General features: G+C 64.9%; 17 protein-coding genes, 1 tRNA gene and 1 pseudogene. 7 read left to right on the top strand and 12 right to left on the bottom strand.

Annotated features, from left to right (window positions below; genetic code table 11):
• The first annotated feature begins 450 nt into the window (after positions 1-450).
• Positions 451-1521: a tyrosine-type recombinase/integrase gene (locus tag IE116_RS22550; RefSeq protein ID WP_189615585.1), complete on the top strand. Its 1071-nt coding sequence runs from the start codon at positions 451-453 to the stop codon at positions 1519-1521.
• 15 nt (positions 1522-1536) lie between these two features.
• On the opposite strand, the gene IE116_RS22545 is transcribed toward IE116_RS22550, so the two are convergent.
• The 4 genes from IE116_RS22545 to IE116_RS22530 form a co-directional block, all read right to left on the bottom strand.
• A tRNA-Ser gene (locus IE116_RS22545) sits at positions 1537-1626 on the bottom strand.
• Between the two features lie 111 nt (positions 1627-1737).
• Positions 1738-1911, bottom strand: coding sequence for a DUF1328 domain-containing protein (locus IE116_RS22540; RefSeq protein ID WP_189615583.1), 174 nt, complete (start codon positions 1909-1911; stop codon positions 1738-1740).
• An 83-nt stretch (positions 1912-1994) separates the two neighbouring features.
• Positions 1995-3329 (bottom strand): serine--tRNA ligase, encoded by a 1335-nt coding sequence (gene serS, locus IE116_RS22535; RefSeq protein WP_189615581.1) that lies wholly within the window; start codon positions 3327-3329, stop codon positions 1995-1997.
• A gap of 197 nt (positions 3330-3526) precedes the next feature.
• Positions 3527-5401 carry an amidohydrolase gene (locus tag IE116_RS22530; RefSeq protein ID WP_189615579.1) on the bottom strand — a complete coding sequence of 625 codons (1875 nt, stop codon included), beginning with the start codon at positions 5399-5401 and terminating at the stop codon, positions 3527-3529.
• Between the two features lie 155 nt (positions 5402-5556).
• Here IE116_RS22530 and IE116_RS22525 point away from each other — a divergent pair, with 155 nt between their 5' ends.
• On the top strand, positions 5557-6486 hold the full coding sequence (locus IE116_RS22525) for a LysR substrate-binding domain-containing protein (protein ID WP_189615577.1): 930 nt from the start codon (positions 5557-5559) through the stop codon (positions 6484-6486).
• 29 nt (positions 6487-6515) lie between these two features.
• Here IE116_RS22525 and IE116_RS22520 read toward each other — a convergent pair whose 3' ends face one another.
• On the bottom strand, positions 6516-7448 hold the full coding sequence (locus tag IE116_RS22520; RefSeq protein WP_229828722.1) for a helix-turn-helix transcriptional regulator: 933 nt from the start codon (positions 7446-7448) through the stop codon (positions 6516-6518).
• 111 nt (positions 7449-7559) lie between these two features.
• On the opposite strand from IE116_RS22520, the gene IE116_RS22515 reads away from it, so the two are divergent.
• A complete protein-coding gene (locus IE116_RS22515) occupies positions 7560-8036 on the top strand; it encodes a DUF3237 domain-containing protein (protein ID WP_189615575.1) in 477 nt (158 codons plus the stop codon).
• A gap of 90 nt (positions 8037-8126) precedes the next feature.
• Complete coding sequence (locus IE116_RS22510; RefSeq protein ID WP_189615892.1) at positions 8127-9125, top strand: Bug family tripartite tricarboxylate transporter substrate binding protein; 999 nt, start codon at positions 8127-8129, stop codon at positions 9123-9125.
• Between the two features lie 31 nt (positions 9126-9156).
• On the opposite strand, the gene IE116_RS22505 is transcribed toward IE116_RS22510, so the two are convergent.
• The 3 genes from IE116_RS22505 to IE116_RS22495 form a co-directional block, all read right to left on the bottom strand.
• Positions 9157-10461 (bottom strand): replication-associated recombination protein A, encoded by a 1305-nt coding sequence (locus IE116_RS22505; RefSeq protein ID WP_189615573.1) that lies wholly within the window; start codon positions 10459-10461, stop codon positions 9157-9159.
• 26 nt (positions 10462-10487) lie between these two features.
• The gene (gene lolA, locus IE116_RS22500; RefSeq protein ID WP_189615571.1) at positions 10488-11180 is read right to left on the bottom strand and encodes an outer membrane lipoprotein chaperone LolA; all 693 of its coding nucleotides are present in this window, start codon (positions 11178-11180) and stop codon (positions 10488-10490) included.
• Positions 11181-11291: 111 nt separating this feature from the next.
• Positions 11292-13646 carry a DNA translocase FtsK gene (locus IE116_RS22495; RefSeq protein WP_189615569.1) on the bottom strand — a complete coding sequence of 785 codons (2355 nt, stop codon included), beginning with the start codon at positions 13644-13646 and terminating at the stop codon, positions 11292-11294.
• A 178-nt stretch (positions 13647-13824) separates the two neighbouring features.
• Here IE116_RS22495 and trxB point away from each other — a divergent pair, with 178 nt between their 5' ends.
• Both trxB and IE116_RS22485 read left to right on the top strand, forming a co-directional pair.
• Positions 13825-14781 (top strand): thioredoxin-disulfide reductase, encoded by a 957-nt coding sequence (trxB, locus tag IE116_RS22490; RefSeq protein WP_189615567.1) that lies wholly within the window; start codon positions 13825-13827, stop codon positions 14779-14781.
• A pseudogene (locus IE116_RS22485) lies at positions 14681-15394 on the top strand (Smr/MutS family protein); the annotation flags it as partial. The gene trxB and the pseudogene IE116_RS22485, both read left to right, overlap by 101 nt.
• Here the strand turns inward: IE116_RS22485 and putA are convergent.
• Complete coding sequence (gene putA / locus IE116_RS22480) at positions 15330-19619, bottom strand: trifunctional transcriptional regulator/proline dehydrogenase/L-glutamate gamma-semialdehyde dehydrogenase (RefSeq protein ID WP_373303083.1); 4290 nt, start codon at positions 19617-19619, stop codon at positions 15330-15332. The pseudogene IE116_RS22485 and the gene putA sit on opposite strands and share 65 nt — an antisense overlap.
• A 100-nt stretch (positions 19620-19719) precedes the next feature.
• Here putA and IE116_RS22475 point away from each other — a divergent pair, with 100 nt between their 5' ends.
• Positions 19720-20214: an Lrp/AsnC ligand binding domain-containing protein gene (locus tag IE116_RS22475; RefSeq protein WP_189615563.1), complete on the top strand. Its 495-nt coding sequence runs from the start codon at positions 19720-19722 to the stop codon at positions 20212-20214.
• A gap of 104 nt (positions 20215-20318) precedes the next feature.
• Here the strand turns inward: IE116_RS22475 and lhpI are convergent, their stop codons facing one another.
• The 3 genes from lhpI to IE116_RS22460 all read right to left on the bottom strand — a co-directional run bounded on the left by lhpI (position 20319) and on the right by IE116_RS22460 (position 23361).
• Positions 20319-21263, bottom strand: a complete 945-nt coding sequence (gene lhpI, locus IE116_RS22470) for a bifunctional Delta(1)-pyrroline-2-carboxylate/Delta(1)-piperideine-2-carboxylate reductase (RefSeq protein WP_189615561.1) — start codon at positions 21261-21263, stop codon at positions 20319-20321.
• 121 nt (positions 21264-21384) lie between these two features.
• Positions 21385-21723: a P-II family nitrogen regulator gene (locus IE116_RS22465; protein ID WP_179589587.1), complete on the bottom strand. Its 339-nt coding sequence runs from the start codon at positions 21721-21723 to the stop codon at positions 21385-21387.
• A gap of 15 nt (positions 21724-21738) precedes the next feature.
• Positions 21739-23361 (bottom strand): NAD+ synthase, encoded by a 1623-nt coding sequence (locus IE116_RS22460; RefSeq protein ID WP_189615559.1) that lies wholly within the window; start codon positions 23359-23361, stop codon positions 21739-21741.
• Positions 23362-23377: the final 16 nt, after the last annotated feature.

Here is a 23377-nt window from a genome sequence, read left to right as displayed (position 1 = left end):
TGCTCGGTGCGGGCCAGTACAGCACCCAAATTCATCGCAAGTCGAAGCGTACACCGCAGAACCAATGGCTCAAAAGAAAAAACCCTATGGCTGCATATGTCTTGTGATCGGCGTTGCGGAGATGCTGCACACGTCTAGGTTATTGGCACAAAGCTATTCGCCTGAGGTCACTTTTGTGGTCATCGGCATAGGCAGATAAGCGTTCCCGAAATGAAAGTTGACGATGAGACATTCAATGACTGATCAGAACGGCGAAATCGCCCTAACTCTCCAACAGGCCGCCCAACGCATGAACGTGTCTTACGGGACCGCTTACGCAAGGCGTTTCAAGATCGCCTGGCAGATACCCGATTCGAACCGGTGGCGGGTGTGGCCCTCAACACTTGCAGCCCTGAAGCCCCAGCAGTACAACGTCACTCGGCTGGCACCGCCGTCTGAAACGGAGAAGATATGTCAATCAGACTACGCGGTGAAACGTGGTGGGTCGACTTCCGCGCGCCGAGCGGCGAGCGAATTAGACACTCTACTGGAACGTCCGACGAAAGGTCGGCAAGGGAATACGAGGACCGCTTGAAGGCGCAACTGTGGCGCGAACGCAAGTTCGGCGAAGTGCCGGCCAAGACGTTCGAGCAAGCTGCAGTGCGGTTCCTCAAGCATTACACCGGCCAGTCCGACTTCGACTCCAAGCAGCGATATATCGCTTATTGGCGCACGAAGTTCGGCGGTTGGCTGCTGCCCGCGATCACGGCCGAGGCTGTGGACGCGGCGTTACCCACACACCAGGAGCTGCTGCGCGGCGCTCCAAAGCCGCTGACTGCAGCAACGAAGAATCGCTACATGGCGACGCTTCGGACGATGCTGAACATGGCAGAGGAGTGGAAGTGGCTGGACCGCGCGCCGAAGCTGAAGGATCTGCCCGAGCCGAAAGTTCGGATCCGGTGGATTACGCAGGCCGAGGCAAACACGCTGCTCGATGCAATCACGCAGGACTGGCTGCGCGATGTCGTCGCGTTCGCGCTGGCCACAGGCGCTCGCATGAGTGAGGTCCTGGGCCTGCAGTGGTCCCAGGTGAATGCGCCGCAGCGCACGGCGTGGCTCGAAGCTGACGAAACAAAGTCGGCACGGGCGAGGTCAGTGCCGCTATCGGAGGATGCAATGGCGGTGATTCGCCGGCGCATCGGCCAGCACCAGGCGCATGTCTTCACCCGTAAGGGCAAGCCTGTCGCGGATGTGGACCGCCGCATGTTCTACCAAGCCTGCGACGTGGCAGGCATCAAGAACTTCAAGTTCCATGACCTGCGACACACGTGGGTAAGCTGGCACGTTCAAGCCGGTACGCCGTTGCTCGTGCTCAAGGAATTGGGCGGATGGGAGACGATCGAGATGGTGCAGAAGTACGCGCACCTGGGTCGGAGCCATCTGGCCGCACACGCCGACGTGGTCACGTTTTGGTCACAGCAGCCAGTTATCGGGGCTGCGGAAACAAAAACGCCGCTGGGGGCAGCGGCGCTAAATGCTTGATCTACTTAGTAAAACTGGCGGAGAGGGTGGGATTCGAACCCACGGTACGTTTGCACGTACGCCTGATTTCGAGTCAGGTACATTCGACCACTCTGCCACCTCTCCGTGCATCTTTCGACGCTCGCAACAGCCCGAGTGGTTGGGCAATCGCGACAGTCAAAAAGTATATCAGGAATTTCGTGGCAAGTGTCGGATGTACCTCTCCGCGGGTGCCGACTACGTTATTTTTTTGAAGATCGTGACGCCCAGCACCAGGAAGATCACGAACAGGATCAGCGCGGCGAAGAACAGGAACTTGGCGATGGCGGCGGTGCCCGCTGCGATGCCCGTGAAGCCGAAGATACCGGCGATGATCGAGATGACTAGGAAGATGATGGCCCACTTCAACATGGCGTGCTCCTTCGGGTGATGGACGGGGTGTGTAGGTGCCAGCAAAGCTTACACGCCCCCCAAAACCGTGTGTAACTTCTACGTTACGCGCCAGCTGCTGCCTGAAGGCGTTCCAGGCCGCCCATGTACGGGCGAAGTGCCTCCGGAATCACGATCGAGCCGTCGGCCTGTTGATAGTTTTCCAGCACAGCTACCAATGCGCGCCCTACAGCAAGGCCTGAGCCGTTCAGGGTGTGCAGCAGTTCCGGCTTGCCCTTGCCAACGCGGAAGCGCGCCTGCAGGCGGCGAGCCTGGAAGGCTTCACAATTGGAGACGGACGAAATCTCGCGATACGTATTTTGGGCAGGAAGCCACACTTCCAGGTCGTAGGTCTTGCTTGAGCCAAAACCCATGTCGCCGGTGCACAAAAGCATGACGCGGTAAGGCAGTCCAAGCAGTTGCAGCACCTTTTCGGCGTGGCCGGCCATGGCTTCGAGGGCGTCGTACGACGTGTCGGGGTGGACGATCTGGACCATTTCGACCTTGTCGAACTGGTGCTGGCGGATCAGGCCCTTGGTGTCGCGGCCGCTGCTGCCGGCTTCGGAACGGAAGCACGGGGTGTGGGCGGTGAGCTTGATCGGCAGGTCTTCGACCGGGACGATTTCGCCGCGCACGGTGTTGGTCAGGGTGATTTCCGAGGTGGAGATCAAGTACAGGTCTTCACGCGGGATGGCGTTGCCGTGTTCGTCCAGCGATTCGCCGCCCTTGGTCACCCAGAACATGTCGTCCTTGAATTTGGGCAGCTGGCCGGTGCCGATCAGGGTCGCGGTGTTGACGATGTAGGGGGTGTAGCACTCGGTGTAGCCGTGCTGCTCGGTTTGCAGGTCCAGCATGAACTGGGCAAGCGCGCGGTGCAGCTTGGCGATCGGGCCGCGCATGAGCGTGAAGCGCGAGCCGGACAGTTTGACGGCGGTTTCGAAGTCCAGGCCCAGGGGTTCACCCAGGGCGACGTGGTCTTTGGCGTCGAAGCCGAGCGGCGCGGGTTCGGCGCCAGTGGGGCTCCAGCGGCGCACTTCGACGTTGCCTTCTTCGGAATCACCGGTGGGCACGCTGGCGTGCGGCACGTTGGGCACGGCCAGCAGCAGGTCTTGCAGGTCGCGCTGGATGATGGCGAGTTCGTCTTCCAGGGTCTTGAGGCGGGCTGGCAACGCCTGCGATTCGGCCATCAGCGCCGAGGCGTCTTCCCCCTTGGATTTGGCCATGCCGATCTGCTTGGCGAGCGCGTTGCGGCTGGCCTGCACGGTTTCGGTTTCGGTCTGGACTGCCTTGCGACGCGACTCCAGCGCATTGAAGCTGTCGATGTCGAGCGTGTAGCCCCGATCGTTGAGACGGGCGGCGACCGCCTGGATGTCTTTGCGCAGCAGGGCGATATCAAGCATGGGAAGTAGAAGGTTCGCAGTGAAAGGTGGGCGGGTGGCCCGCTGGCGTCATTCTGTGCCGGCGGGCAATCCTGCGATTTTACCGTTCAATGGGCGTTCGCGCCCCCTGCCTGCCCATCAAGACAGAATCCTGCCGCGGCGTCTGCGGGCAATCGCCTGCCCCGACAGGCCGGGCCACCCTCCTCTACCTTCCGATCCTAGTGCGCGTGGTCTGCCGCGGCCATCGCCTTCAAGACCACTTCCTTGTTGCCTGACGCCGCCCTGGCCGCAGTCGTGGCCGCAGTTGTGGCCGCCCCCCCGGCCGCCTGCCCGGACGACAACACACCCCGCCGCGGTGCCGACCCGGACACCACCTTGCCACCCACCAGCGTCATGACCGACCGGATCGCATGGATCTGACTGGCCGGCACCCGCAGATACGGTGCATCGAGCACGGCCACGTCGGCCAGCATGCCGGGTTTGATGGACCCGCGGCGTTGTTCGTCGAACGAGATCCAGGCGGCGTTGGCGGTGTACAGCTTCAGGGCCTCTTCGCGCGACAGCTGCAGATCGGCCCGGCGTTGCACCATGCCGCCAACCGATCGCCCGGTGACGTGATACTCGATCGCGCGCCAGACGTTGATCATGCCGATGCGCGTCGAGTCCGTACCGCCCGCGACCATCATGCCTTTGTCCAGGGCAAGGCGGGTCGGGGGCGATGCCTCGGCAACCGCCTGGCCGTTGGTGTCCTTGATGGCCTGGGCCTCGAAGTACGGCCCCATCTGGACGGAATATGAAATACCCAGGCGGCGCATGCGGTCCAGCGTGGCGGCGGTACCGGTGTTGATGTGGGTGATGGTCCAGCGCAGGTCGTTCAGCGGCGTTTTTTGCGCGACCTTTTCGAATTCATCCAGGATGCGGTTGGCCGAGTCGTCGGTGTAGGCATGGATTTCGAGCGGATAGCGGTTTTCGGCGGCCCACGTGGCGACTTTGAACAGTTCGTCGCGCGCGGCTTGCGGGGGCGAGAAGCCCGGCGCCTGGCGCACGCCGTCGTTCATGCCGGCCACGACCGATTCGCCCAGCCCAACGAAGCGCAGCATGTCGTCACCCGACCGCGGTGGGATGTAGGCCAGGGTGGACTTGAACCACTCCAGTTCGTTGTCACGCTGGAAAGACGATGCGCGCCAGCCGACCCGCACCGTCAGCGCCTTGTCTTGCCATAAGGCGTACAAGGGGTTGAACGCGTTGCGGTCCCCCGCGGCCGGATCGATCAGGCCGGTGACGCCCAGGTGATTCATTTCCGAGAAGAACGCGCGCAGGCTGTCGCGGTAGTCCGTGGCCGACCGGGCGCCGATGCGTGCGAACAGTCCCGAGAACGGGCCGATGCCGCCCAGCAGCTTGCCGGTGGCCTTGCCTTGGGCATCGCGTTCCACCGTCACACCCGGCGGGACCTGGCCACCGCTATCCAGGCCCAGGACTTCGATGCCTTTGGCGTTCAGCAGCGCGTAGTCATACAGGTATTGCACGTAGGCGGGGTTGTCGGGCAGTTGCGCGGTCAGGTCCGCCACCGTAGGCGCGCGGTGTTCGGCGAACTGGTCAGGATGCCAGGCGCCGGTCACGGCCACCCACTTGCCAGCGCCCCGCTTGTTGGCTTCCTGCTTCAGGGAGGCCAGCGCATCTGCCAGGGTGGTTTTGTCATACCAGTAGCTTTCGAAGGTAAAGCTCTGACCGCCGCGGATCGCGTGGATGTGGCTGTCAATCAGCCCCGGCACCACCGTGCGGCCGCCCACGTCGATCACTTCGGTGCGCGGTCCCTTCAGCTTCATGATGTCGGCGCGGCTGCCGACGGCGGCGATGTCGGTGCCGCGAATGGCCAGAGCTGCTGCGGTGGGCCGGGACGGGTCCATGGTCAGGACTTCGGCGTTGACCAGAATGCGGTCGGCCGGCGCCTGCGTCGGCGTCATGGCAGGCGGGTTCCTGGAGGTGCTTGCAGGGGGTGCCGCAGCCGGATCCGCAGCAAGGGCTTGCGCCCCGAACAGGCACGACAAGGCAAGGGCGCCAGCGCGGGCGCGGAAGATGACGGGGTGGTCCATGGTGTCTCGATCTCATGGCGGCGAGCGGCAGGTCGGATCGAAAGTGTCCGATTCCAGGCCGCCCGCTGGGGGACTAGGGGATGCCTATCTTGTCAGCAGGCCCCGAACGCCAGAAGATGCCAATATTTGCTCAGCGATCGCTGCCAGGAATCACCTTGAAACTGCATCACCTGCGGGACGTCATTGCCGTGGCCGAAGCCGGCAGCCTGCGCGCCGCGTCGCGCAAGTCGGGCTTGTCGCAATCGACGATGACCAAGAGCATTCAATATCTGGAAAAGGAGATCGGCGCGCCGATCTTCGAGCGGCAGCAGCGGGGCACCGTGTTGACCCCGCTGGGCGCCCTGTTCGTGCAACGCGCCCGTGTCGCCACCGGCGAACTGAGCCGCGCCCGCGAAGAGATCCAGCAGCACCTTGGCGGCGGCGACGGGCGCGTCGTGGCCTGCCTGTCGACCGTGCCGCACATGGCCCTGCTGCCCGAGGTGCTGCCGCAATTCCTGGAACGCTATCCGCGCGTGCAACTGTCGGTCGTGGAAGGCCTGGGCTTCAGTGCCGCGGAAAACGCCCTGCGCGACGGCGAGATCGACTTCTACATTGGACTGGGTCCCGGCCATTCGCTGCCTGGCGAGTTCGTGCTGGAAAAGCTGTTCGACAACGAGCGCTGCGTGGTGTGCCGCAAGGGCCATCCCCACGCCGAGGCCACGTCATTGAAAGACCTGATGGACGCCCGCTGGTCCATGAGCAGCCCGGCCTTTGACGACGAAGAGTTTGCCGCCCTCTTCCAAGGTCATGGCCTGCCGGTGCCCGCGTCGCGGACGTTTGGCGGCAGCATTCTGGGGCAGATCGTGTTCGTGCTGCACGCCGATATCCTGGCCATCGTGCCGCGCCAGTGGCTGGCGTTTGCGCCGCTGCAGGGCTGGATACAGGAAGTGCCGATCCAGGAAACGATAGGTGCACCGGCGATCGTGATGGTGCGGCGCGCGTCGCTGCCGCTGACGCCGGCGGCGGAGTACTTTTGCGATCTGGTGCGGCGGGCGAGCCGGCATATGCCGGAGGAACTGGCGAACCTTCTTGGTCGGTCAGGATGATGCTGGATGCGGCCGTATGCCGCCACGTATCAATGCGGTGACCGCGCCTTCAATACCAGCGCAAAGAGCTCATTGCGGAAGTGGATGCCGAGGCGGCTGAAGGCGCGATTGCGATAGGTCTTGACCGTGGGCACGCTCAGGTCCAGATCACAGGCGATGCCCTCGTGCGTGAGCCCTTGCAACAGCCGCACACAGACATCGAGCTCGCGCGCCGTAAGCCCGGCATGCATCTGCAAAAGCCGTCCACGCAAGGCGGCAGGTGGATACGGCAACGGCCCGGGCGGGCAGTCGTCCGGGGCGTTGCGGACATTGCGGCCGTTCTGCTTGTCTATCGCTGCCGCGGGCGCCGCCTGGCGCGTGGTCAGCGCGATATGTTTGCGCGCCAGCGCCAGCAGGGCCGGCGCAAGCGCTTCGAAGGCGCCTATCTGTGCATCACTGAAGGGCCGCTGGTGCTGGTGGCGGTAGACATTAACGGCAAACAGGGTGGCATTGTCTTCATGGTCGACGATCGACATGCGCTCGACGACGCCGTAGGCGTCATACACCCGCGCCTGGTGCTCCCCGCCAACTTCCTGCGCAGTGATGTGGCACAAGCGCGTGCCCGCGCCAACCCGCGCCGCATCGTTGTGCGTGCCCCAGGTGCCGTCACGCAGATACGGGCCCGACAGATAGGCCCACCAGCAATCCCGCGTGGTGTCCGGAATGCCAAGGCTGGCCGACAGGAACAGGGTGGGCTGGCAACGCTGCCCCGTGCGATAGACCGACCACGACGCGGCCGGCACCAAGGGGTGGAGCTCGCGCAACACGTCGACCTCGAAACCACGCTCGCCCAGCCGGCTGATCAGGTTGCCCAGCACAACGCCCGGCACGGCCTCGTCCGGCGCCAGGCGCCTGGGGCTTGTGCCGTCAGCGGGCAGGATCACGTCCGCATGATGCGCGGGCATCGGCACCCATGACCTCATGGCAAGTCCTCCGCATCCGTTGAGTCCCGTCATCTTCTGGGATGACAGCGGCGGCACGCAACGGGACTTACGCTAAGCCCACTGGCATTGCATCCTGACGAGGCGTGTTGCATGAGCGATCCGACCGGGCTTTTCGAGCCTCGATTCTGTTTTTTTGCGGACCTGCAGGTCCAGGTGGCCGCGCCACAGGACGTCGGCCAGACCACATGTGGCGTGCGCCGCCTGGTCCCGATCATCGGGGGCACGGCCGTGGGCGACGGGTGGCGAGCGCGGGTGCTGCCCGGCGGCGCGGACGTCCAGCGGGTCGTGAACGACCGGCTGGCGGAGCTGGACGCGCGCTACGTGCTCGAGCTGGACGGCGGCGATCTGATCTACGTGCACAACCGCGCTATACGGTCCGGCCCAGCCGAATTGATCGCCCGGCTGATGCGCGGCGAAGCCGTGGACCCCGCCGACCTCTATTTCAGGTGCTGCCCGCGTTTCGAGACGGCGTCGCCCGCGCTTGCCTGGACCAGCGAGCGCATGTTCTTCGGGCATGGCGCGCGGCATCCAGACAAGGTGGTCATGCGCTTTTTCGAGTTGCTTTGACGCGCGCCGGTGATGCGTGCCTTGCCTGCCACCACGACAACAACACTGGAGACCTTGCACATGCCCGATTCGCCTACCCCCCGCATCAACATGCCGGCGCGCCCTGGCAAGCGCGCCTTCGGTATCGCTGCCCTGGTAGTGGCGTGTGCCACCGCGTTTGCCCCGTGGACCGCCGCGTCGGCCCAGGCCGGTTATCCCAACAAGACCGTGCGCATTCTGGTCGGCTTTGCGGCGGGCACCGGCCCCGATATCGTGGCCCGATTGCTCGCACAAAAGCTTTCTGAAAGCTGGGGCGGCATCGCGGTGATCGTGGACAACAAGCCGGGCGCCGGCGGGCTGATTGCCGCCAGCGAAGCCGCCCGTGCCGCGCCCGATGGCTACACGCTGATGCTGGGTGAAACCGGCCAGCTCAGCATCGCCCCGAGCAGCTATCACCGCTTGCCATACGACCCTGCCAAGGACTTCGTGCCCGTGAGCCAGGTGGTCAGTTCGGACTTCGTGCTGCTGGTGAATCCGCAGAAAACGCCCGCGCGCAACGTGCAGGAATTCGTCGCGTGGACCACGCAACGGAAGGGCCTGTTCATGGGGACGTTCGGCGCCGGCACGCCGGGGCATTTCGGCGCGTACATGTTCGGAGATGCCGTCAGGCTAAAGCCCGAACCCGTGCATTACAAGAGCACCGGCGATGCGCTGGCCGGCATCTTCAGCGGCGACGTGCACGCAGTGTTCGCCAGCGTGGGCCTCGCGGCGCCCAACGTAAAGGCTGGCAAGCTGGTGGCGCTGGGTACGACCGGCGCAAGCCGCACGGGTCTGCTCGACGTGCCGACGATGAAGGAGCAAGGCTATCCCGGCCTGGAGTTCACCTCGTGGTTCGGCATCGTTGCGCCGGCCAGGACGCCCGCCGATATCCTGGCCAGGCTGAATATCGACGTGGTCAAGGCCGTGCAGTCTGCAGACGGCAAGGCACGACTGGAAGATGCGGGGTTTCGTGTGACGGGCACGAGCCGCGAAGCGTTCGCCAGGATCATTGCCGATGACACGCAGACCTGGGGCAAGGCGGTGGCGGCGACAGGCTTCAGGGCCGATTGACGGGGGATGAGGGAAGCATTGCTGGCGATGATCAATCGTCGCCAGCGTCCTCATCCAGCCGCCGCAAGTGCGCCAGCTTGTCCGCGATCTTCAACTCCAACCCCCGCGGCACCGGCTGGTACCAGCCGGGCTCGGGCATGCCCTCGGGCAGATAGGTTTCCCCCGCGGCGTACGCTTCGGGTTCGTCATGCGCATAGCGGTACTCGTGCCCATAACCAAGTTCTTTCATCAGCTTGGTCGGCGCATTGCGCAAGTGCACGGGCACGTCGCGCGATTTGTCTTTCTTGATAAAGGCGCGGGCCTGGTTGTAGGCCATGTAGCCGGCGTTGCTCTTGGGCGCGATCGACAAGTAAATCACGGCCTGGGCCAGGGCAAGCTCACCTTCCGGCGAGCCCAGGCGTTCGAAGGTCGAGGCCGCGTCATTGGCAATCTGCATGGCGCGGGGATCGGCCAGGCCGATGTCTTCCCACGCCATCCGCACGATGCGTCGGGACAGATATTTGGCGTCGGCGCCGCCGTCCAGCATGCGGGTCAGCCAATACAGCGCGGCATCGGGGTGCGAGCCGCGGACCGACTTGTGCAAGGCCGAAATCTGGTCATAGAAGTTGTCGCCGCCCTTATCGAAGCGCCGGGCATTCAAGGTCAGCGCATTCTGCAGGAAGTCGGGCGTGACGACATCCACGCCTGCGGCGCGTGCCGCGGTGTCGGTCTGTTCGACCAGATTCAGCAGGCGCCGCGCGTCGCCGTCGGCATAGCCGACCAGCGTGTCGATGGCGGCTTCTTCCAGCTTCAGGTGCGTCAGCACCTTGTCTTGTGCGCGCTGGACCAGCAGCCGCAATTCGTCGTCCGTCAGCACTTGCAGCACGTACACCTGCGCGCGCGACAGCAAGGCGGAGTTGACTTCAAAGGACGGATTTTCGGTCGTTGCGCCAATGAAGGTGACGAGGCCGGATTCGACAAAAGGCAGCAGACCATCCTGCTGGCTTTTGTTGAAGCGGTGGATTTCGTCAACGAACAAGATGGTCTTTTTGCCGAGCGCCAGGTTGTGCTCAGCCCGTTCCATGGACGCGCGGATTTCTTTCACGCCAGAAAACACCGCCGACAGGGCGATGAATTCGTAGCCGAAGGCGGTCGCGGTCAGCCGCGCCAGCGTGGTCTTGCCGACGCCGGGCGGGCCCCACAGGATCATGGAATGCGGCTTGCCCGACTCGAAGGCCAGCCGCAGGGGCTTGCCAGGGCCGATCAGGTGCGACTGCCCGATCACCTCGTCCAGGGTGGCGGGCCGAAGCGCTTCGGCCAGGGGCGCGGTGGGCGCGGCGTCGAACAGGTCAGCCATGGGAGTCAGTGTTAAAGGTCAGACGATCAACGCGGCGCGGGTTGCCCGGGCTGCTGATTCATCTGCACCACGTCCACCCCCTTGGGCGCGACGAAGCGGAAGCTGTCGGCGGACACGGCCGGGTTGCGGACCATGTTGGCGAAGGTCACCTGCGTGGTCTGGCCAAAGGCGTCGAGCAATTCAAGCTGGGCCGGCAGGCCGTCACGAAAACCGATGTCGACGCGCGAGAAACCGGCGTCGGGCGATTTGGGCGTGGCGCGCAGCCATTCGACGCCCTCCTTGGCCGGCAAGGTGGCCACATTAAAGGACTGCTCCAGCGAACCCGATCCGAACAGGATGGATGCCGGTGACGATCCGATGGCTTCGCCCACCGCACGCACCGTGACCTGCATCAAGTCAGGGTCGTACTGATACAACTGCTTGCCATCCGAGACGATCAACTGCTCATAGGGTTTCACGACCTGCCACTTGAACTTGCCCGGACGCTGAAACGAGAACGTGCCGGACTGGTTGGGCGCGCCCTGCCCCGTCGTGGCCTTGGTGGTCTGCGTAAAGCTGCCGGTGGCCGATTGCGTGCCGCTGACGAATGCGCGCAATTGCTCGGCGGCGCTGGCCGCCCATGCGCTGGCGGGCAGCAGCAAGACGCTGACCAGCAAGGGCAGCGCGGCCTTGCGCAGCGCCGGAAACCGCGACAAGGGGAAGGAAGCGGTAGCGGTCATAGACATCTCCATAAAAAAACGGCGCCTTAGCACCGCGTCCAACATCCGAAGGATTCGTGCGCGGCCTGCGAAGCGCACCAGGCGCTCGACAGGCCGGACACGATGCCGGGCTTATTCGCCCTGCGTGGCGGGCACGAGGATCTCGCGGTTGCCGTTGGACTGCATGGAAGACACGATACCCGACTGTTCCATCTGTTCCAGCAGGCGGGCGGCACGGTTGTAACCGATACGCAAATGGCGCTGCACCAGCGAGATCGACGCGCGGCGATGCTTGAGCACCACCTCGCAGGCCTGGTCATACATGGGGTCGGATTCGGCATCCGCCATCCCGGTCACGCTGCTGACGCCGTCGCCGGTGTCGCCTTCGCCCGTGCCATCCAGGATGCCGTCTTCGTAATTCGGTTCGCCCTGTGCCTTGAGCTGCTCGACCACCCGGTGCACTTCCTCGTCGGTCACGAAGGCGCCGTGAACGCGCGTCGGCAGGCCGGAACCGGGCGGCATATAGAGCATGTCACCCTGGCCCAGCAGCGCTTCGGCGCCCATCTGGTCCAGGATGGTCCGCGAGTCGATCTTGGACGACACCTGGAAGGAGATCCGGGTTGGAATGTTCGCCTTGATCAGGCCCGTGATCACGTCCACGCTGGGGCGCTGGGTGGCCAGGATCAGGTGGATGCCCGACGCCCGCGCCTTCTGCGCCAGGCGGGCAATCAGTTCTTCGATCTTTTTGCCGACCACCATCATCAGGTCGGCCAGCTCGTCGATCACCACGACCACCATGGGCAGCGGCTTGAGCGGCTCGGGCGCGTCGGGCGTAAGCGAGAACGGGTTCGGAATCGGCGCTTCCTTGCGGATGCCTTCGGCGATCTTGGCGTTGTAGCCCGCCATGTTCCGCACGCCCAGCTTGCTCATGAGCCGATAACGCTTGTCCATCTCGCCCACACACCAGTTCAGCGCGTTGGCCGCTTGGCGCATGTCGGTCACGACAGGGGCCAGCAGGTGGGGAATGCCTTCGTAGACGCTCATTTCCAGCATCTTCGGGTCGATCAGGATCATCCGGACCTGGGTCGGATCGGCCTTGTACAGCAGCGACAGGATCATCGCGTTGATACCGACGGACTTGCCCGAACCGGTCGTGCCAGCCACCAGCAAGTGCGGCATCTTGGCCAGGTCGGCCACCACCGGCTTGCCGGCAATGTCCTTGCCCAGCGCCATGGTCAGGTAGGACGCGTTGTCGTGAAAAGCCTGCGAACCCAGGATTTCGGACAGCTTGACCGTCTGGCGCCGCATGTTCGGCAGTTCCAGGCCCATCAGGTTCTTGCCCGGGATCGTCTCGACCACCCGGACGCTGACCAGGCTGAGCGAGCGCGCCAGGTCTTTGGCCAGGTTCAAGATCTGGCTGCCCTTGACGCCCACGGCCGGTTCGAGTTCGTAGCGGGTCACGACCGGACCGGCCTGCGCCGCCACCACCGACACCTGCACGCCAAAGTCGGCCAGCTTCTTTTCGATCAGGCGGGACGTGAATTCCAGCGTCTCGCTCGATACCGTTTCTTGCACCGGCGGCGGCGGATCCAGCAGGCTCAGGGCCGGCAGGTCGCCACTGGCGCTCTCGTTGCGATGGTCGACAAACAGCGTCTGCTGCTTTTCCTTTTCCATGCGCGGCGATTTCGGCACCACGGTCACGGCGGGTTCGATACGGACAGGCTGCTCGTGGACCAGCTTTTCCTGCTTGGCCACGACCACTTCGGTGCGGGCCTGCAAGGCGACTTCGCCGGCGCGGCGGTCTTCGCGCGCCTGCACGGCCACTTTGGTGCGGCGAATACTGGATTCGAGCAGGAAACCGACCCGTTCAGCCAGGGCCAGCCACGAAAAGCCGAAGAACAGGCTGGCGCCGATGGCAAAGCACACGAGCAGCAGCAAGGTGGCGCCGGTGTAGCCGAAGGCGTTGGCGGCGTAGCGGGCAATCGCTTCGCCGATCATGCCGCCGCTGCCGTGCGGCAAGGACGCGCCAAAGGACTTGAGGCGCAGCGCTTCCAGCCCGACCGAGCCGAGCAGCATGGCGCCAAAGCCGAAGCCCTGTTCCCACTTCACGCGGACCGGGGGATCGCTTTCATTGGGCGTTTTGAGCAGATGGTTGGCCAGCCGCAGGTAGCTGGCGTAGACGCGTTGCAGCAGCAACACCACCATCCACCAGGCGGACACGCCTAACAGGAAGAGAGACAAATCAGCCAGCCAGGCGCCAAAACGCCCGCCGCTGTTGAAAACGCGGTCGGTGTTGACCGCGTGCGACCAGCCAGGATCGGCTGTGTGATAGGTAGCGAGGACCAGCGTCAGGTACACCGCGAGCGCGGCGAACAGGATCCACCGTGCCTCGCGAAACAATCGAGACAGGCGACCCGGCAGCGCGCCGGTACTGGTGCTGGGGGGAGGAGTCTTGCGGGAATTCCCGGCAGTTGCGGTACGAGCCATGGCGGTGATTATATGTGCGACGCCGCATGCCCAGCGGCGCGGGCGCTATCGTCGTGATAGATAAACTCAAGCACAGTGCAACAAACCGCTACTTATAATCGATCTTTCGATTGCAATGCCTTGAATGTTCGGTTCGTGGTCCAATTTGAACGGAACAGACAGGAAAAAGACGTCAACTATGAACGAAACCAAACACGCTAAAGTCCTTATCCTCGGGTCGGGCCCCGCCGGTTACACCGCGGCCGTCTACGCGGCGCGCGCCAATCTGTCGCCGGTGCTGGTCACCGGGATGGAGCAAGGCGGCCAACTGATGACCACCACCGAGGTGGACAACTGGCCGGCCGACGTCAACGGCGTGCAGGGTCCTGAACTGATGCAGCGCTTCCTTGAGCATGCCGAGCGGTTCAAGACCGAAATGGTGTTCGACCACATCCATACGGTAAAGCTGGATGCCCGTCCCTTCACCCTGGTGGGCGACTCGGGCACCTACACAACCGACGCGCTCATCATCGCGACCGGCGCATCGGCCAAGTACCTGGGCCTGCCTTCGGAAGAGGCCTTCAAGGGGCGCGGCGTGTCGGGTTGCGCCACCTGCGACGGATTCTTCTACAAGCAGCAGGACGTGGCGGTGATCGGCGGCGGCAACACCGCGGTCGAAGAAGCGCTGTATCTGGCCAACATCTGCCGCACCGTGACCCTGGTGCATCGCCGCGACAAGTTCCGCGCTGAACCCATCCTGATCGACCGTCTGAACGAGAAGGCGGCCGAAGGCAAGATCATCTTCAAACTGCACAGCGAGCTGGACGAAGTGCTGGGCGACGACAGCGGCGTGACCGGCGCGCGCATCCGCAACAACCAGACGGACACGACCGAAGACCTGGCGCTGACCGGCGTCTTCATCGCGATCGGCCACCACCCGAACACCAGCATCTTTGAAGGCCAGCTGGAAATGAAGGACGGTTACATCATCACGCGCAGTGGTCTGCACGGATTGGCGACGATGACGTCCGTTCCCGGCGTGTTTGCCGCGGGCGATGTGCAGGACAACATCTACCGCCAGGCGATCACCAGTGCCGGCACGGGCTGCATGGCCGCGCTGGACGCACAGCGCTGGCTGGACGGCGAGGCCGTCTAAGCCGCGTTTTTCTGCCCTGAACCCGGAGTCGACCATGACCGCGAAACCTGGGCGCAAAAGCCTGGCCGACCTCAAGTCCCTGAAACAGGAACTTGAGGAACAGCGGCGCGTGGAAGAAGCCCGCGCCCGCGAAGCGGCGCGCGCGGCCGAGGAAGCCCGCAAGGCCGCGGCCGAGTTTCGCAGCCTGGTTGGCGCGGTCAAGCCGCTGAAGCTGGCGCCGCGGGTGGAAAAGCCCGTGGCGGCCCCCCCGCCCTTTCCGTTCAAGCGCTGGGAAGACGACAAGCAGGTGCTGAAAGAGTCCATTTCCGACGAGTACGGGGCGGACTGGCTGATCGAGACCGACGAGACGCTGTCGTATCGGCGGCAGGGGCTGGGCCACGACGTGGTGCGCAAGCTGCGCCGCGGGCAGTGGACGATCCAGTCCCAACTGGACCTGCATGGGTACCGGGTGGACGAGGCGCGCGAAGCGCTGGCCGAATTCCTGCGCGGCTGCGTGAAGATGGAATTTCGCTGCGTGCGCGTGATCCACGGCAAGGGTTTGGGGTCCGTCAACCGGACCCCGGTGCTGAAAGAAAAAGTGCGGCGCTGGCTGGTGCAGAAGGAAGAGGTGCTGGCCTTTGTCGAAGCGCCGCCCAATGACGGTGGGGCGGGCGTGGTGCTGGTGCTGTTGAAGGGCGCGCGGGTGTGATGGCTGCGCTTTTCCTTTGGCGCGTGTTGCCAGGGCATCCTGAGCACTTTTGATCCGAAAGCGACGGTCCGGATGTGACCGGCTTCAGGTGACACTCCCGGTCTGAAGCGTTCGGCAAACGTCCAGCTATGACGCGCGCAGGGCCTCGCCCCACGCAGTTTCTCAAGTCATCGTCATCAAGCTGGCATTGCCGCCCGCTGCCGCCGTGTTGGTGCTGACGGCGCGCTCCATGACCAAGGATTCCAGCGGCACCGACGGTGCGTCGTCCGTGATCGCGTAGACCGGGACGATGGCGCCGTCGCGTGCTGCCCCTGGCCATCAGGGTCAGCAGCGACGCGTCGCTTCCTTGATGCACGGCCGATGCGATCGGTGTGTGGCCCCCCTCCCTTTCCAGAACGATGTGAGCACGTACTGCTGGCGGCAGACGCAGGTGCAGGCTGGCTGCGTTCGGGCTGCTTGCGTCCCAGACGGCCCGGGATCCGGCCGCCAGCACGGACGCGGTCAGGGCAAGCAACGCGCGGGGGTCGGCTGCGGTGCACAGCACGGCGTCGCGCGGGACAAGGCGATAGGTATTGCGTTCGCCGGTCGGGCCGGCCAGCACGAAGGTCGCGCCAGTGGGCAGAGCAGCTGGTGTGGGCGTGCCAAGGCCTTGCTGGGCGCACCATTGGGCAAGGACGGCGGCCGGGCCGGCATCACCGACGTCGTGGTGTATGGCGTTGGGCGAGTCTTCGCGAATCAGCCCCTGCAATGCCAAGTCGATCGCGTTGTCGGGCCGGTCCGACAGCAGGCGCAGCAGATACAGCGGACCGCCTGCCTTGGGTCCCGTGCCGGACAGCCCTTCCCCGCCGAACGGCTGGACGCCCACGACAGCGCCGACCATGTTGCGGTTGACATAAAGGTTGCCGACATGCGCTTGCCGCGCGACCTGCGCGATCGTTTCATCGATGCGGGTGTGCAGGCCCATGGTCAGTCCGTAGCCCGTGGCGGCGATGTCCTGCAGCACTGCGTCCAGCTCGGCGCGCCGATAGCGGATCACGTGCAGCACAGGTCCGAATACCTCTTGCTTCAGCTCGCGCAGCGACGGCAACGCGATCAGCGTGGGCGGAATGAACGTGCCCTGGTCCATCGCGACTTTTCTTGCGGTGGGGTCGCCCCAGGCCGCCTGCACGACCTCGTATCCTTTGGCGCGCATGGCTTCGATGTGCCGGTGGATCGTGTCGCGGGCGCGGGCGTCGATCACGGGGCCGACATCGGTGTGCAAGCTGGCGGGTTGGCCAAGGCGCAGTTCCTGCATCGCCCCCATGAGCATGTCGATCAGGCGGTCCGCAATGTCGTGCTGCACATACAGCACGCGCAGTGCCGAGCAGCGCTGTCCGGCGCTGTCGAAGGCCGACTGCACGATGTCCTGCACGGCCTGTTCGGCCAGCGCGGACGAATCGACAATCATTGCATTCTGGCCACCGGTTTCCGCCACCAGCGGGATGGGCCGGCCGCCCGCGCCGACACGTTGCGCCAGACTGCGCTGCAGTTGCCGGGCCACCGCGGTCGACCCGGTAAACATGACACCTTGCACCCGGGAATCGTCCACCATCAAGGGGCCAAGCGCCTGGCCCGACCCTGGCAGCATCTGCAGCGCGGCGCGGGGAACGCCGGCTTTCCACAGCAGGCGGACGGCTTCGGCTGCGATCAGCGAGGTCTGCTCGGCGGGTTTGGCCAGCACGGTATTGCCGGCAGCCAGCGCCGCCGCGATCTGCCCTGTAAAGATCGCCAGGGGGAAGTTCCAGGGGCTGATGCAGACCACCGGCCCCAGGGGCCGATGCGTGGCATTGTCGAACGTGGTGCTGACCTGCCAGGCGTAGTACCGCAAGAAGTCGACGGCTTCTCGCACTTCCGCCACGGCGGCAGCGTAGGTCTTTCCGGCTTCGCGGACAAGCATGCCGACCAGGCGCTCGGTGTCGGACTGCAAGCCGTCAGCGGCTCGGTCCAGGGCGAAGGCGCGTTCGAAGGGCGGCACCTTGGCCCAGGTCGGCGCGAAGTCGGCAGCGGCAGCCAATGCGGCTTCGACGTCGGCGGGCGTGGCGTGGCGGACCTGGCCGACGATGTCTGCGTGGTTGGCCGGGTTGATGACGTCCATGGGTGTATCGCGCAAGTCCGTCTCGGCGCCGCGCTTGCCGTCAACCGGTATGGCACGTGCGCCGTTGAAGTTACCTGGGCGGTTTTCACTCGCGGCATGCCGCGAAGGCGTTGCACCGTGTTGCCTGTCTTCAAACGCCAACAGGGGCGCGGCGCTGAGCGGCTCGGCAGCGTGCCGACGCAACGTGGCATCCAGGTGCGCCAGTGTGTCATCGCTGGCGAGATCGATGCCACGCGAATTGGCGCGGGCATGCCCGTACAGGTGCGCGGGCAGCGGAATGGCCGGATGCGGCAGGCCGGGCGAGCCCTCGGCTGCCGTCATCGCGTCCACCTGCACGACCGGATCCTGCACCAGCGCGTCCAGCGGGATGGACGGGTCGGCCACCTGGTTCACGAATGAGGAGTTGGCGCCGTTTTCGAGCAGGCGGCGCACCAGATAGGCCAGCAGCGTTTCGTGCGTGCCGACCGGGGCGTAGATGCGGCAAGGCCGGCCCAGGGTATCCGGTCCTGTGCCGACCACCTGGTCGTACAGGGACTCGCCCATGCCGTGCAGGCACTGGAACTCGTATTGACCGGGCTTCCACGCTGCAGGATCTGCCAGTTCATGAATGGAGGCGAGGGTATGTGCGTTGTGCGTCGCGAATTGCGGATAGATCTGATCCGGCGCGGCCAGCAGCTTGCGCGCGCAGGTGATGTACGACAGGTCCGTGTAGGGCTTGCGGGTGTAGACGGGATAGTCATCTAGCCCGTCGATCTGCGCGCGCTTGATCTCGCTATCCCAATACGCGCCCTTGACCAGCCGGACCATGAGCCGTCGACTGCTGCGCCGTGCCAGGTCAATCAGATAATCCACCACTGCCGGGCATCGCTTCTGGTAGGCCTGGATCACGAAGCCGATGCCGTCCCAGCCGCGCAAGGACGGCTCGGCGCACAGCCGTTCCAGCAGGTCCAGCGACAGTTCCAGCCGGTCGGACTCTTCGGCATCGATATTCAGGCCGATGCCGTACTGGCAGGCCAGCTCGGCCAGTTGCAGCACCGAAGGATAGAGTTCGTGGTGCACGCGGTCGATCTGCGCGCGGCTGTAGCGCGGATGCAGGGCCGACAGCTTGATCGAGATGCCCGGGCCGTCCTGAATGCCGCGCCCGGCCGATGCCTTGCCGATGGCGTGGATGGCCTGCGCATAGTCCGCAAAGTACCGGGCCGCGTCGGACGCCGTCAGGGCCGCCTCGCCCAGCATGTCGTACGAATACCGGTAGCCGGCGGCTTCGCGGTGGCGGGCGTTGCGCAATGCCTCGGCAATGGTCTCGCCAGTGACGAACTGCTCGCCCATCAGGCGCATGGCCACGTCCACGCCCTTGCGGATCAAGGGCTCGCCGCCCTTGCGCATGACGTTGGTCAGCGTGGATCCCATCCCGGCTTCGCTGTGGGTGGCCACCAATTTGCCGGTCAGCATCAGGCCCCAGGCGGCAGCGTTCACGAACACCGACGGGCTCTGCCCGACATGGTCTTTCCAGTTGCCGCCGCGAATCTTGTCGCGGATCAACGCATCGCGCGTGGCGCTGTCGGGAATGCGCAGCAGCGCCTCGGCCAGGCACATCAGGGCCACGCCTTCCTGCGATGACAGGGAAAATTCCTGCAGCAGCCCCTGCACCAGCCCCGATTTGCCCGGCGCGGCGGGCTGATCCCGCAGACCTTGGGCAATGCGGCGCGCCAGGGTCGAGATGCGTTCGGCAGACGCCGGGCTGACGCGGGCAGCCGCCAGCAACGGCGGCACGGCCTCGGGTTCGCTCAGGCGCCACGCACGGGTGATGGCCTGGCGCAGCGCAGATCGGCGCGGCAAGGGCGTGATCGCGTTGCTGTCGGCGGTATCGAGCGGGTCGCTGTCCGCAGCGAGGGCGGCGATGGCAGGTGCAGCCATGTCAGGGGCGGCGTTGGACTCGCTGGCATGCGCAGCATCGGCGGCATCGATGCCTGGGTGGGTAGTGGCGGTGACTGGGGCAAGCGGGGTGGCGGACATCGGATGTTCCGATCAAGGTGGGTCGTGGACTTTCGACAATGATGCCGGCTGTGCTGCTGAGTTATTTGCTATATTTTGACGTCAAACTAGCGAAAAAATCATGCCGCCCGACAGCCAAGACCTCGACAAAACCGACCTGCAGATCCTGGCCCTGCTGCAGCAGGACGGCCGCATTGCCAACACCCGGCTGGCCGAAGCGGTGCACCTGTCCCCTACCGCCGTGCTGGCGCGGGTGCAGCGGCTGACCAAGGACAACCTGATCCTGGGATACGAAGCGCGGCTCAATCCCCGCAAGTTGCGCGCCGGCCTGCTGGTGTTCGTGGAAGTGCTGCTGGATCGCACGACGCCCAACGTGTTCGACGAATTCAAGGCCGCCGTGCAGGTGCGCACCGAAATCATGGAATGCCACATGGTGGCCGGCGGGTTCGACTACCTGCTCAAGACCCGGCATGCCGACATGGACGGCTATCGGGACTTTGCGGGCCGCGTCCTGTGGCAACTGCCCGGCGTGCGTGAAACCCGCAGCTACGCGGTCATGGAAGAGGTCAAGAACTCCACCCATCTGGATCTGGCGCCAGCGCGGCTGCAACTCTGACGTCTTGGCGGCTTCGCGTTAAAGGCCATCCGATTCGATGACGCGGCAGCCAGGCCCGGCCACAGCGGCAAGGCGGCTCGCCATCCGCATGGGTCGACCACGGATTACGACAAAGCGGTGCCCGCTTCAAACACCAGGATCGCCGCCGCCAGATCCTCCAGCGCCGTGCCGACCGCCTTGTACACCGTGATCTCATCATCGCGCTCGCGGCCAGGATGCTTCCCGCGGCACAGGTCCTCCAGCGTTGCACGCACGCCTTCGGGCGCGAACACGCCCGCCGCGATCGGCGATAGCACGTCGCCTGCCTTGTCCAGCGCTTCGCGCGTGTCCACGAACACCGACGTATCGGCAAAGGTCGCGTCATCGCTCTCGCGCATCTGCGGCGTGAAGCCGCCGATCAGGTCGACATGCACGCCCGGATTCAGCCAGGCGCCACGCACCAGCGGCGCTTGCGACAAGGTCGCGCAGGTGACGATGTCGGCGCGCCGCACGCCAGCTTCCAGATCATCGATGGCCGTCGCCCTGAACCCGTCAGCGCGCAAACGCGCCGCCAGCGCCTCGGCCTTGTCCGCCCGGACATTCCAGACGTCAATCTCTGCAATGTCCCGGACCGCCGCATAGGCCGGCGCGAGCGCCGCGGCCACCTTCCCGGCGCCCACGATCAGCAGCCTGCGCGCATCCGCCCGCGCCAGCGACCGCGCGGCCAGCGCCGACGCCGCGGCCGTGCGCCGCACCGTGATCGCGTCACCATCAATCAACGCGACCGGCACGCCCGTGCGCGCATCAAACAGGGTGTACGTGGAATGCAGGCCCTGCAGCCCCCGTTCGCCATTGCCCGGAAAGATCGTGACATGCTTGATGCCCAGGTACCTGCCCGGCTGCCAGGCGGGCATGATCAGCAGGCTGCCCGCATCGGGCGGCGTGTCGGACAGGATGTGGAAATGGCGGCGCGGAACGGTGACGTCCGCGCGGAACATGTCGTCCAGCGCGGCAATGAGTGCGGGGAATGGCAGGCGGCCAATCGTGGCCGCGCTATCCAGGATCTTCATGCGGTGTCCATGTCGAAAGAGGGCGTGCGGCGTGCGCCCGCAGGCAAGCCAGCATGGCCGGCATGGCCGGCCTGCCGCCTACCGCTTGCTGCTCACCGCAAGGAACGACAGGTCACGGCGATCAGACTGCCGCTTCGCCCGTTTCGCCGGTGCGGATGCGGATGACCTGCTCGACCGGGCTGACGAAGATCTTGCCGTCGCCGATCTTGCCGGTGCGCGCGATGCGGATGATGGCATCGACGGCCTGGTCGACGAGTTCGTCGGCAATGACGAGTTCGACGCGGATCTTGGGCAGGAAGTCGACGACGTATTCGGCGCCGCGATACAGCTCGGTGTGCCCTTTCTGGCGACCGAAGCCTTTGACTTCGGTCACCGTCAGGCCATTGACGCCCACCTGGGCAAGCGCTTCACGGACCTCGTCGAGTTTGAACGGCTTGATGATGGCGGTGACTTGTTTCATGGCAGAACCCCTGGGTTACTCAAACACTTCGTTGAATCGATTGGTGATCGGATAGCGCCAGTCGCGCCCGAAGGCCCGGTGCGTGACACGGATGCCGACCGGTGACTGGCGGCGCTTGTATTCGTTGATGCGGATGAGGCGCGTGACCCGCTGGACGTCGGCGATGGCGTAGCCGGCGCGCACGATCTCGGCGCCAGACCGGTTCTCTTCCATATACATCTGCATGATCGCGTCCAGCACGTCGTAGGGCGGCAGGCTGTCCTGGTCGGTCTGGTCAGGGCGCAGCTCGGCCGACGGCGGACGGGTGATGATGCGGTCGGGAATGACGTCCGATACCGTATTACGCCAGCGGCACAGGCGATACACCAGCGTTTTCGCGATGTCCTTGATGACGGCGAAGCCGCCCGCCATGTCACCGTACAACGTGCAGTACCCCGTGGCCAGTTCAGACTTGTTGCCTGTCGTGAGCACAATCGACCCGAACTTGTTGGACAACGCCATCAGCAGCGTGCCCCGCACGCGTGCCTGGATGTTCTCTTCGGTGGCGTCGGCCGCGCGGCCTTCGAATTCGCCGGCCAGCCTCTGCTCGAAGGCGTCGACCATTGGCGCGATGGGGTGCTCGTCATAGCGCACGCCCAGGCGTTCGGCCATGTCGCGGGCGTCGGTCCAGGAGATGTCGGCCGTGTATCGCGACGGCATCATGACCGCGCGGACCTTGTCGGCGCCCAGCGCGTCGACGGCCACGGCCAGCACCAGCGCCGAGTCGATCCCGCCCGACAGACCGATCAGCGCGCCGGGAAAGCCGTTCTTGCTCAGGTAGTCGCGCACGCCCAGCACCAGCGCGCCATAGACCAGCGCTTCTTCGCTCAAGGGTTCGGGATAGGGCTGGCGCACCGGTTCGGCGCCGTTGAATTCGACGATTTCCAGGACTTCTTCGAAGGCCACAAGCTGCGCGGCCACGGCGCCCTGTGTGTCGAGCACGAAGGACGCGCCGTCGAACACCAGCTCATCCTGCCCGCCCACGAGATTGGCGTACACCAGCGACAAGCCGGTTTCGGACACATGTTCCCGCATCGTTTCGACGCGGGTCATGTGTTTGGTCAGATGGAAGGGGGACGCATTGGGCACCAGCAGGACGTCGGCGCCCAGGTCGGCGGCGGCTTCGGGCGCCCGCGAGAACCAGGTGTCCTCGCAGATGTTGATGCCGAAGCGGATGCCTTTCACGTCGAACGCGAAAGGCTGGACGCCGGGCGAAAAGTAGCGCTGCTCGTCGAACACCTTGTAATTGGGCAGTTCGTGCTTGCGGTAAGCGCCCATGCAGTGGCCATCGATCAGCACGCTGGCCGAGTTGTAGACCTTGCCGTCTTCGCATTCGGGGTGGCCGACAATGACGTGCAGGCCGGTCAACGTGGCCAGTTGCTGACGCAGCTGGCCCAGAAAATCGTGCGAGCGCTTGAGGAATTCGGGGCGCAGCAGCAGATCTTCGGGCGGATACCCACACAATGACAATTCGGGTGTGACCAGGATGTCGGCGCCGTGGGCGTGCGCGCGCTCGGCCATCGCGACAATGCGAGCGATATTGCCGACGAAATCGCCGACCGTGCAGTTGATTTGTGCAATCGCGACTTTGACTGTCATCGCCCTGAGATCCGAC

The organism is Pigmentiphaga litoralis (genome assembly GCF_014651835.1).
Taxonomy (GTDB): domain Bacteria; phylum Pseudomonadota; class Gammaproteobacteria; order Burkholderiales; family Burkholderiaceae_B; genus Pigmentiphaga; species Pigmentiphaga litoralis.
This window is presented reverse-complemented; position numbering and strand designations above follow the sequence as displayed.